Origin of the sequence: Achromobacter sp. LC458 (assembly GCF_001005835.2) — a bacterium.
Lineage (GTDB): Bacteria > Pseudomonadota > Gammaproteobacteria > Burkholderiales > Burkholderiaceae_B > Achromobacter > Achromobacter spanius_B.
This window is the reverse complement of record NZ_LBHW02000078.1, coordinates 1-10,280: the sequence shown is the minus strand read 5'-3', so window position 1 is coordinate 10,280 and position 10,280 is coordinate 1. Positions and strand designations below refer to the sequence as shown.

At 67.9% G+C, this 10,280-nt stretch carries 10 protein-coding genes; 1 reads left to right on the top strand and 9 read right to left on the bottom strand.

Features of this window, described 5'->3' with window-relative positions; all coding sequences use genetic code 11:
• Positions 1-344 precede the first annotated feature (344 nt).
• Positions 345-719 carry an MAPEG family protein gene (locus YH64_RS29610; protein WP_046807893.1) on the top strand — a complete coding sequence of 125 codons (375 nt, stop codon included), beginning with the start codon at positions 345-347 and terminating at the stop codon, positions 717-719.
• 56 nt (positions 720-775) lie between these two features.
• Here YH64_RS29610 and YH64_RS29605 read toward each other — a convergent pair whose 3' ends face one another.
• The 9 genes from YH64_RS29605 to YH64_RS29565 all read right to left on the bottom strand — a co-directional run bounded on the left by YH64_RS29605 (position 776) and on the right by YH64_RS29565 (position 10,278).
• Positions 776-1,210 carry a carboxypeptidase-like regulatory domain-containing protein gene (locus YH64_RS29605; RefSeq protein WP_046807892.1) on the bottom strand — a complete coding sequence of 145 codons (435 nt, stop codon included), beginning with the start codon at positions 1,208-1,210 and terminating at the stop codon, positions 776-778.
• A gap of 132 nt (positions 1,211-1,342) precedes the next feature.
• On the bottom strand, positions 1,343-2,113 hold the full coding sequence (locus YH64_RS29600; RefSeq protein WP_046807891.1) for an NRDE family protein: 771 nt from the start codon (positions 2,111-2,113) through the stop codon (positions 1,343-1,345).
• Positions 2,114-2,116: 3 nt separating this feature from the next.
• Positions 2,117-4,099, bottom strand: coding sequence for an FUSC family protein (locus YH64_RS29595; RefSeq protein WP_255444879.1), 1,983 nt, complete (start codon positions 4,097-4,099; stop codon positions 2,117-2,119).
• Between the two features lie 20 nt (positions 4,100-4,119).
• Complete coding sequence (locus tag YH64_RS29590) at positions 4,120-4,602, bottom strand: YbaK/prolyl-tRNA synthetase associated domain-containing protein (protein WP_046807890.1); 483 nt, start codon at positions 4,600-4,602, stop codon at positions 4,120-4,122.
• An 88-nt stretch (positions 4,603-4,690) separates the two neighbouring features.
• Complete coding sequence (locus YH64_RS29585; RefSeq protein WP_143215612.1) at positions 4,691-5,428, bottom strand: response regulator transcription factor; 738 nt, start codon at positions 5,426-5,428, stop codon at positions 4,691-4,693.
• Positions 5,429-5,711: 283 nt separating this feature from the next.
• Positions 5,712-7,205 carry an efflux transporter outer membrane subunit gene (locus YH64_RS29580; RefSeq protein ID WP_082134699.1) on the bottom strand — a complete coding sequence of 498 codons (1,494 nt, stop codon included), beginning with the start codon at positions 7,203-7,205 and terminating at the stop codon, positions 5,712-5,714.
• A gap of 6 nt (positions 7,206-7,211) precedes the next feature.
• A complete protein-coding gene (locus YH64_RS29575) occupies positions 7,212-8,357 on the bottom strand; it encodes an ABC transporter permease (RefSeq protein WP_046807889.1) in 1,146 nt (381 codons plus the stop codon).
• Positions 8,354-9,373 (bottom strand): ABC transporter ATP-binding protein, encoded by a 1,020-nt coding sequence (locus YH64_RS29570; protein ID WP_255444878.1) that lies wholly within the window; start codon positions 9,371-9,373, stop codon positions 8,354-8,356. The genes YH64_RS29575 and YH64_RS29570 overlap by 4 nt, the downstream gene beginning before the upstream one ends.
• Positions 9,370-10,278, bottom strand: coding sequence for an HlyD family secretion protein (locus YH64_RS29565; protein ID WP_255444877.1), 909 nt, complete (start codon positions 10,276-10,278; stop codon positions 9,370-9,372). Before YH64_RS29565 ends, YH64_RS29570 begins: the two co-directional genes overlap by 4 nt.
• Between the last annotated feature and the right edge of the window lie 2 nt (positions 10,279-10,280).

The following is a 10,280-nucleotide window of genomic DNA, read 5'->3' as shown; positions in this document are numbered from 1 at the left end:
CACCGGCTCGATCACCCCATCCTTCCACGCCCACGCCCAGGCCACCGCCAGGGGCAGCAGCGCCCAACGCCGCGTGGCGGGCGGCCAAAGCATCAAGGCGGCAAAAAACAAGGCGGGCCACGGACTATACAAAGGCATGGATGCGTTAGGGCGGGGAATGCGGAGCGCAAAGTGTAAGGCCCGAGCCGGCGGGCAAGCGCGACATGGCACTAAGAACCCGCGCAACGCTGCACCGGCCAACACCGGCCTTTTCATTTAGCCGCATTCGGGCGACCATGCCGCAGCGGCGGCGACGTGCCCGCCCCGTATCCGGCCCGGTTCACGTGGCCGCAACAGGAGTCGATATGAAGATGATTGCGTGGTTGATGTTGGCGGCGGCCATTTTGCCGTTCGTCTCAACAATTGTGGCGAAGGCGGGCGGGCAGAAGTTCGACAACAACGACCCCCGGGCCTGGCTGGCGCGTCAGGAAGGATGGCGCGCGCGCGCCAATGCGGCCCAGATCAATACGTTTGAATCGCTGCCGTTCTTCTACGCGGCCGTGCTGTTCGCGCTGTACACGCAGGCGCCGCCCGCCCACGTTGCCACGTTGATGGCGTGCTGGTTGGGCGTGCGTCTGGGTTACCTGGCGATGTACCTGGCAGGCTGGGGCGCGCTGCGTTCGGTGGTGTGGACGATCAGCGTGGGCTTTGTCATCGCGATCCTGTTTTCCGGCGTCTGAGCGGGGGGGCTGGTCGTGACGGTGGCCATCACTTCCAGACCGTCACTTCCAGACCATCACTTCCATTCAAATACCGCGCGCCCGCTGCCCGCGCCCTGCACGTTCACTTCGCGCTCTTGCGCGCGGCCTTCGTACGTTGCCGAGACCTTGTAGGTGCCCGCGGGTAGCTTGATCAGCATGTACGGGCCTTCGGCCGTGGTCTTCAAGACTTCCTTGCCTTGCGCATCGCGGATGACCACGGCCACGCTGGCCACGTAGTCGGCTTTACCGTCGCGCTGCGCCGCGAAAGTCAGCGACAGCGGGTAATCCTTGGCGGCGGCCTTCATGGCTTCCGATTCATCAATGCCGATACCGCCGCTGATGTACTGCACCGAGCCCTGGTGCTGGACCGCCGGCAGCGCGGCCTGCGCCGTCGACAACACGCCCGCAATCGCCATGCTGCCCAGCGCCATCATGGCCGACATGGTGCAGCGTTCAATGCGTTTGTTCATCTGATTCTCCTGAAGTGGACGAGTACGTTTCGACCTGGGCGCCGGCAAGGAGTTCGCAGCGGTGCGTCTGCAAGATCAACCGATTGTTTCCGCCGCGCGGCTGGCCGGCCCGGCCAGCATATCCCCGCGCGCTCAAGCTTTCCAGTCGAACGCCAGGCGGCTTTCGCCGCTAAGCGTGCCGTCAGGTGAAAAGCGGCGTTCGTCCAGCTGACCCGAGCCCCCGTCGAACAGGACCAGCACGCTGGAACTGCGCGTTCCGTAGTCGGGGCTGACGATGAACGGGCTGCTCAACAGCCTTTCGCGGTCGGGCGGCAGGCCGGTGGCGGGCATGTCATCGTCCGTGGCGGTCTGGCGGTCGGCCAGCGCGTCGAACAAGGCCGGCAGATCGGGTTGCGGCGAGCGGCCAAGCACATCGGTAAACGCCGTCTTGGTCCGGGCGAGCTTGGGCCACGGCGTATCCAGCAAATGGTTCGACAAGGCGTAGATGCCGGGGTCAAGCGCGCGCGGCGGGCCGTCGCGGTTGCTCAGGTACCAGGCCTGGCGCGTGTCGCCCACGATCAGGTTGAAGCCGTTATACGCCTGGTCCGATTCATGCGTGCGGGCCAGGTAAACATCGGGCGGCTCGTCGCCACGCAGATAGTCTTCAACCAGCGCTCCGCGCGACGGGGCGGGGTTCAGGTGTTTGCCCGGTTCCCGATAGTTGGTCACCAGTGCAAAGCGCCCGCGCGTGGTCACGCCCATCCAGGTGCCGCCCGCCAAGCCGTCACGGCCCGCGTAGACGGTGGGCGCATCGGCCCATTGCGCTACCGGATGGGTGGGCCGCGCGTGGAATTCGTCGCGATTGGCGGCGATCAAAACGGGAATGCCCGACAAGGCGTGCAGGGCCAATACGGCAAGACACATGGTTCAAACCTGGTGGGAAGTTGGGTGGGGTGGGCGCACGCCCGGCGTCGTTGCAGCAAATTCCGGACCAGTCAGCGCGGCGCGCAGGTTCTCGATCTCGGCGGCCACGTCGGCCAGGGCGGGCGTTGGCGCGGTGATGGCAGCGTCCGGCGGCGGCGTGCCGTTGGCCACCGCCACGCTCAGTGCATGCAAGGCCTGCGCAAGCAGCCCGACCTGGGCGGCAGTGGGCGCGGGCTGGCCGGGCGGCAGCGACCAGGCGGTGTCGGACACCGCGTTGGCCACGCGTTCCAATGCGACCTCAACCGGCCACCACGCCAGCGCCCGGCGGCTGACCAGGCGGGGCTCGGACAAGCCCCGTTGCAAGGCAATGCGCAGGTCCGACAAGCTGGCGTAGGCCCGCGCGCGCAACGCATGGCGGTTGGCGGCGTCCGCCTGGAACACGGTGTTGACGTAGGCGGCCAGTGTGTCCATCGCGGCGGAAACCGCGTGGTCCAGGTTGTTGCGTTCGATGCGTATCCAGGGCAGATAGCCCACCAGCAACACGATGCCGGCGGCCACGCCCACGTCGATCAGCCGGGCCAGCGCGATGGCCCACGAGCCCGGCTGCAAGGCCCCGATCAACAGCATCAGAATCGGCACCAGAATGGCGGAAAACAAGCCGTAGTTGCGCCGGATGGACCACGGCAGCAACGACGCCAGCACCGCCACCGTCAACAGGCTGGCGACGCCGTTCTGGTCCACGGCCAGCACGGTGGCGCTGATGGCCACGCCCACCACGCTGCCGCCACAGCTTTGCAGCGCGCGGGCAAATACCGAGCCAAAGTTCGGCTTGAAGATCACCACGACGATGAGCGGCACCCAGTACGAACGCGGCAGCGATGCGGCCAGCGCCACGGCTTCCGCCGCGATCAGGCACAGGCCCAGCCGGACCAGGTAACGCACGGTGGTCGGGCCGGGGCGATAGGTGCGGGCCAGCACGCGCCACGGCGTGCGCGGCGGCGCGGGCGTCAAGCCATCCAGCGGGTCCACGTCAGCCGGCTTGACCCCTTGCATCAGGGGCAGCGCCTGGGCCAGGGCATCCGCCAGCTGGGGCATGCCGGCCTGGCGCAAGGCGGCGATGTCGTCATCCGGGGCGGGCTCGCGGTCGTTTTCGACACGGTCGGCCAGGCGGTTCATCACGCGCGCGCAGGTGGGCGGCAGCGGGCGCCCCGCACGCGCCAGCGCCAGGGCGGCATTGGTCAGCGGGGTGCAGGCTTGCAATTGGGCCGCCAGCCGGGCCAGGCGCGGCGATGGGCCGGCGGCGCGTCCGCGTGCCGCCAACACGGTGTCGTAGGCGGTGGTCATGGCCGCTTCCATGTCCCGCCGCGCGATCATCGTGCGCGACGTGCCGATGGCGGCAAACAAGGCGGCCAGCTTGCGGTAGGCCAGCGCGACGGCGGCGCGTTCCGGAGCGATCGGGTTGATGACCCAGCCCACCAGCGTCAACCCCAGGCCGAACAGCCCGCCCGTGCCGACCAGCACGGACGGCAGCCACGGCGGCAGGGTGGACGTCAGGCTGGAGCCGACGATGACGTACACCGCGAATTGCAGCGTGGCCACCGCCGCGATGTTGTTGAAGGTGCCGATCAGGCTGGCAATCAGCACCAGCACCGTCATGGCGGCCGATGTCCACAGCCCGTGGCCGGCCACCAGGTTGCCCAGCAGGTAACCCAGCGCGCCGCCCAGCACGGTGCAGCCGATGGACAAGGCGCGGTTGCGATACGGGCCGCCGTTGTCGCCCGTGATGGCGGGCAGCGCGCCCAGCGCCACCAGCGCGGCGGCCGCGCCTTGGCCCAGTGCCAGCCCCACGGCGCAGGGCAGGCCGATGGCCAGCGCCGCGCGCAGCGCCACCCAGCGGCTGACGGGCGAAGGCTCCATGTGCGCCAGGCTCATCAGCCAGCGCATGTTGGCGCCGCGCGCGCCGTGGCGGGTCAGGGGGCGGGACACGGTGGCCTCATGGCGGGGCGTCAGGGCTTGATCAGCGGCGCGACGTCGGGCGCCGCCAGCCGGAAGTAGTCTTCCGTGTTCAGCAGGATGGAAGCGTCCAGGCGCCCTGCGTTGAACACGATTTCGTCGTGGCGGCTGCGCAGGCTGGGGTCCACCAGCAGGTGCAGGTCGGGGTTGAACGAGAAGGGCGGGATGGCGCCGATTTCGCAGCCGGTCAGTTCGCGGGCCAGTTCCTGCGAGGCCAGCGATGCTTTCTTGCCGCCCGCCGCGCGCGCGATGGCGTCCAGGTCGGCCTGTTTGTCGGCCGGAAACACGGCCAGGACGTTCTTGCGCAGGTTTGACGAGATCTTCACCCGGCAGACCAGCGCCTTGGCGCCCTGGCTGACTTCGGTGCCACGGATGGCGGCCACTTCGACCGAGCGGCCGGCGGCGGGGTGGTGGATCAGGCGATGGCGGGCCTGGTGCTGGGCCAGCAGGGCTTGCAGGCGTTCAAAGACTTCCATATCGATGGCGGCAAAGGGGGTGGGGATGGACGGCGGGCCCGGGCTTGGCGCACCCGCCCCGCAGTCGCATGATACGCCCGCGCCGGGGTCAGATTTCGCCGGTGAAGGCGTAGCCCCAGCCCCACACGGTGCGAATCGGCAGCTCTACGTTCACGTCCTGCGCCTTGCGCCGCAAGCGGCTGACCACCACGTCGGTGCGGCGCACCGATTCACGGCCCGCCTGGGCGTCCGAGCCGGACGCGTCGCCACGCGGCAACCGCTTGTCGGCCGACGTCGTCAACCTGAGCAGGAATTCGCGTTCGGCCAAGGTCAGCGACAAGCGCGTGCCTTGCGGGCTGACCAACGTCCAGGCGGCGTCCAGAAACTGCCACTTGCCGGGAGGTTCGGGCGCGGCGGGCGCCGCGGGCGTGGCAGCGAAGCGGGGTTCGGCCTCGGCCGCCATGGGGCGGCGGCCGGTGGCGGGCACGCGCCGCACCAGGGCTTGCAGCGCGGCGGCGATCTCGGCGGTGGCCACGTCGTGCTGAAAACACGCGTCGGCGCCGCAGTGCAGGCCCAGGATGCGGTTTTCGGGCGAATCGAAGCTGGACACGGCGATGATGCCGGCGGTGGTGTCCATGGCGCGCAGGCCCGCAACCGCCATGCAAAGATCGGTCAGCTCGGCTTCCATCACCAGCAACGGCGTACGGCGCGCCTGAAACAGGCGAAACAGGCCGTTGGAATCCTCGCACCGGCGGGGCGAGAAACCCATGTCGGCCAGTTCGTCGCTGCGGCGCGCGCGTTGGTCGGGATCGGGTGAGAAGACGATCAGGTCTAGTAGGTCGTTCATGAATCGTAGTGATCTTTGCAGCTTCAGCGCATGCATGATGCTACGAAAACAAGGGTTTCCTAACCCCGCTCAACGCCACTTTCGTACCCGAATTCTCAGACATGATTGCCGGGCGGCAACACGGCGCGCGCCCCGGTGTGTGCCGAACAATGTTTGAATCGCGCGCCAGGGCGTATTGGCGCGCTCCGCCCCCTGACATGGGGTTGAACAACAGGTGTTAAAACGGCCCGAAACCGCACCCGAACGGTGCATAAAAGGGCCCTGCGGCCGCGTTAAAACCGCTCTACGGGTTTTGTGGCTCGTTCCACCAGCCGCCGCCCAGCGCCTGCAACAGCGCCGCCGTGTCGGCGTAGCGTGCCGCATCGGCTTCGCTGCGCGCGATGCGGGTTTGCAGCAGTTGGCGTTGACTATCCAGCAGGCTTTGGTGGCTGATGCCGCCCGCCTGAAAGCGGCCTTGCGCAATGCGCAGCGCGTCGTCCGCGCGACGCCACGCGTCGTCGTAGGCATTGAACGCATCGGCATCGGTCTGCACGGCGCGCAGCGCGTCGGCTACCTGGCGGAAGCCGTCCAGCACCGTTTGGCGGTAGGCGGCAGCCGCCGCTTCGTAACCCGCTTCGGCCGCACGCTTGCGCGCGCGCAGTTCGCCGCCGCGAAACAGCGGTTGCACCAGCCCCAGCCCAAGGCTCCATACATTCACGCCGTCCGATAGATCGCCCGCGCGCGTGCGCTGGGAACCGAAACTGGCGGTGAGTGTGAACTGCGGATACTGGTTGGCGGTGGCCACGCCCACGTCGGCCGACGCCTTGTGCCACAGCGCCTCGGCGGCAAGAATGTCCGGCCGCTGGCGCGTCAGCGCGGAGGGCACGCCGGTGGGAATGTCGGGCGGCAAGGTCAGCTCCGCCAGGCGCAGGGGCGGCGTACGCAGCGCGGCGGGCGGCTGGCCCAGGTACACGGCCAGCTGATGCGTGGTCTGCGACAGCTGCTTTTCCAGCGGTGGCAGCGTGGCGCGGGTTTGCGCCACCAGCACTTCCTGGTTGCGCAAATCGGCCTCGGCCACGCCGCCCAGCGCCACGCGTTGCCGCATGATGTCCTGCTGGCGCTGCTGCGCGTCCAGCAGGTCGCGGGTGGCGGCCAGGCGCTCGGACAGGTCGGCCTGGCGGATGGCGGCGGTCACCACGTTGGCCGCCAGCGACATGCGCGCGGCTTGCAATTCGTGGGCCTGGTAATCCACCTGCGCCGCCAGGCCTTCCAGCGCGCGCCGATTGCCGCCAAAGACGTCCAGCGTGTAGGACACGTCGATTGACGCGTTGTACAGCGTGAAGGGCGCAGGCGGCTGCGTCACCGGCACGCCGAACGCCGACGGGTCCACCTTTTGCCGCGTGGCGGACAGGTTGGCATCGGCCGACGGCAGCAGCCTGCCGCCGGTTTCGGCGTCCAGCTCTTCGGTAGCCTGCCGCAGCGTGGCGCGCGCCTGGGCCAGCGTGGGGCTGGCTTCAAGCGCCTGACGCACCAGTTGGTCCAGCGCGTCCGAACGGAACAGCCGCCACCATTGCGCGGGAATGTCCGCGCCGGGTTGCAGGCGTTGTGCGCTAGTGGCGCGTTGCGCGTTGTCATCGGCCGTGTAGGAAGCCACGGCGGGCGGGTTCGGTGAAGTGAAATCAGGCCCGACGGTGCAGCCGGTGGTGGTCAAGGCCAACAGGCTGATCGCCGCCGGCGGCATCGCCAGCACCACCGCACGCAAACGAAAAACCATAAAGGGACGGGGAAAACGTGGCATGGCGCGTCAATCCAGAGTGCGGCGGTAGAACTTCACGGCGGCGGTCATCACGACCGCGGTGAACAGCATCAGGGGCCAGATGCTGGGCCACAGATCCCACCAGCCGTTGCCCTTGAGCAGGATGCCGCGGATCAGCCGGTTGAAGTGCGTCAGCGGCAGCAGGTTGCCCAGGTACTGCGCCCACATGGGCATGCCCTGAAACGGGAACATGAATCCGGACAGCAGCATGTTGGGCAGAAAATAAAACATGGTCAGCTGCATGGCCTGCAACTGGTTCTGCGCCAGCGACGACAGCGTGATGCCCACCGTCAGGTTGGCCGCCACGAATAGCAGCGCCGCAAGATACACCGACAGCAGGCTGCCCAGGATCGGCACATGGAAAACGAAGTGCGCGGCCAGCAGGATGATCGTGGCCTGGATCAGCCCGATGGCGATGTACGGCACGATCTTGCCCGTCATGACCTCAAGCGGGCGCACCGGCATCGACAGCAGGTTTTCCATGGTGCCGCGCTCGCGTTCGCGCGTCATGGCCAGGCCCGTCATCATTACCAACGTCATCGTCAGGATCACACCCATCAGCCCGGGCACGGTGTTGTATTGCGAGATCTGCTCTTCGTTGTAAAGCCGGTGCACGCGCACGTCGAAAGGGGGTTGCCCGCCCGCCAGCTTGGCCAGCGGGCCGGTCAGGTCCTTTTGCGCCACGGCTTGCGTCAGCTGCGTGGCCGCGCCAATTGCCATGCCGGTGGCCATGGGGTCGGTGGCGTCGGCTTCGATCAGCAGCGCCGGCCGTTCGCCGCGCAGCAGGCTGCGTGAAAAATCCGGCGGTATGGTCACCACGAACAGCACGCGGCCCTGCGCCAGCGCGGCGCGGCCAGCTTCTTCGTCGCGCAGTTCTTCGGTGATGTGGAAGTAGTCCGACGATTTCATCGCCGCGATGAAGCTGCGCGTGAACGGGCTGTGGTCGGCCGTGATGATGGCCGTGGGCATCTGCTTGGGGTCGGTGTTGATGGCGTAGCCGAACAGCGCCAACTGCATGATGGGCAGGCCCACGATCATGCCGAAGGTGATGCGGTCGCGGCGCAGCTGCAAGAATTCCTTCAGCACCATGCTCCACCAGCGCGCCCACGAAAAGCCTTGCAGATGGCGCATCATGCGGGGCTCGCGAAGTTGTCAGTGGACCGGTTCATCAAAAAGATGAACACGTCTTCCAGGCTGGTGTCGATGCGTTCCAGACGCAGGCCCTGGCCGCGTATCGCGTCCCGCAAGGTGCGTTCCAGCAGCCCGGCGTTCTGGCCGCTGACGTGCAGCGCCGACCCGAACGCCACCGTCTGGTCCACGCCCGGCGCGCTGCGCAGGCGTTGGCCCAGCGGCACCAGGTTGTGGCCATGGATGGCCCAGGTGGATAGCCGCTGCTCGGCAATCACCTGCTCGGCGGTGCCTTGCGTCAGCAGCTTGCCGTACGAGATATAGGCCAGCTTGTGGCAGCGTTCGGCCTCGTCCATGTAGTGCGTGCTGACCAGCACCGAGATGCCGCGCGCCGCCAATTCGTGCAGCTGTTCCCAGAAGTCGCGCCGCGCGGTGGGGTCCACGCCCGCCGTCGGTTCGTCCAGCAACAGCAGGCGCGGTTCGTGCAGCAGGCAGGCGGCCAGCGCCATCCGCTGCTTCCAGCCGCCCGACAACGAGCCGGTCAGCTGGTTGGCGCGGCTGTGCAGGCCCAGGTCTTCCAGCGCGCGGTCCACGGTCTGGCGGCGTTGCGGCATGTCGTACATGCGCGCCACAAAATCCAGGTTTTCGCGGATCGTCAGATCGTCCCAGTACGAGAACTTCTGCGTCATGTAGCCGACATGGCGCTTGATCTGCGCGCTGTCTTTCACAATGTCGTAGCCCAGGCAGGTGCCGCTGCCGGAATCCGGCGTCAGCAGGCCGCACATCAAGCGGATGCAGGTGGTCTTGCCGCTGCCGTTGGGGCCCAGGAAGCCGAAGATCTCGCCTTCCTGCACGCGCAGCGATACGTCGTTGACGACGTGCTTGTTGCCAAAGCGTTTGTTCAAGCCTCGCACGTCGATGACGGCCTTGCCGGAATCGGGCGCGGCCGGCTGAAGGTCGGCGGGGTGACCAGCGGGGTGATCAGCGGGGTGATCGGCGGGGTGGTTAGGGGGCGGGGTCATTGCAGCGTGGCCTCGACCGGCTGGCCGGGATGCAGCCGCGCCGCCGCGTCGGGCGTGGGCCGCGCTTCCACCATGTACACCAGCTTGCTGCGGTTTTCGCGGCTGTAGATGACGGGCGGCGTGTATTCGGCCTGGTCCGACACGTAGTCGATATGCACGGGTATCGGATCGCCGCAACCGTCGCAGCGCAGGCTGGCTTGTTGGCCCGCTTTTAACGAGCCGACCACGGTTTCGGGTACGAAGAAGCGCGCCTTGATGTTGCCGGGCGGCAGCAGGCTGACCACGGGGCTGCCCGCCGGCACCCATTCGCCCACGCGGTACATCGTGTCGAACACGCGGCCGGCCGCCGGCGCGGCCAGTCGTTTTTGAGCAAGCGTCCAGTCGGCCTGGGCCAACGTGGCGCGGGCCGCTTCAACCGTGGCCGCCTGGGCCACGCGCTGATCCTCGCGCCCCGGCAGGTTGGCCACTTCCAGCTGCGCGCGCAATTCGCGCACGCGGGCGGCGTCCGACTGCGCTTGTTCGCGGCTGTCATCCAATTGCGCACGGGCGATGCCGCCGACGCGAAACTGCGCGTTATCGCGTTGCAGTTGTGCGGCGGATCGCCGGCTGGCGGCCTCGGCCTGCGCCAGCTGCGCGCGGCTGACATCGATTTCCGCCGGGCGCTTGCCCGTGCCGATGTCTTCCAGTTGCGCGATGGCGGCGGCAAGCTGCGCGCTGGCCTGGTCGCGGGCGGCCCGTTCGCGCGTGGCCTCCAGCGCGAACAGCGGCGCGTTGGCGTCCACCTGTTGTCCGCGCTTGACGGTCAGCGCGTCCAGGCGGCCCGCTTCGGACGACGCCACATAAACGTAGTCGCCTTCCACATAGCCTTGGTAGAACGGCGTGGCCTCCTGGCCGCAGCCGGCCAGCA

Coding starts and splice junctions, on each gene's coding strand:
- YH64_RS29610 (WP_046807893.1), top strand. CDS start 345: ATGAAGATGATTGCGTGGTTGATGTTGGCGGCGGCCATTTTGCCGTTC.
- YH64_RS29605 (WP_046807892.1), bottom strand. CDS start 1,210: ATGAACAAACGCATTGAACGCTGCACCATGTCGGCCATGATGGCGCTG.
- YH64_RS29600 (WP_046807891.1), bottom strand. CDS start 2,113: ATGTGTCTTGCCGTATTGGCCCTGCACGCCTTGTCGGGCATTCCCGTT.
- YH64_RS29590 (WP_046807890.1), bottom strand. CDS start 4,602: ATGGAAGTCTTTGAACGCCTGCAAGCCCTGCTGGCCCAGCACCAGGCC.
- YH64_RS29585 (WP_143215612.1), bottom strand. CDS start 5,428: ATGAACGACCTACTAGACCTGATCGTCTTCTCACCCGATCCCGACCAA.
- YH64_RS29580 (WP_082134699.1), bottom strand. CDS start 7,205: ATGCCACGTTTTCCCCGTCCCTTTATGGTTTTTCGTTTGCGTGCGGTG.
- YH64_RS29575 (WP_046807889.1), bottom strand. CDS start 8,357: ATGATGCGCCATCTGCAAGGCTTTTCGTGGGCGCGCTGGTGGAGCATG.
- YH64_RS29570 (WP_255444878.1), bottom strand. CDS start 9,373: ATGACCCCGCCCCCTAACCACCCCGCCGATCACCCCGCTGATCACCCC.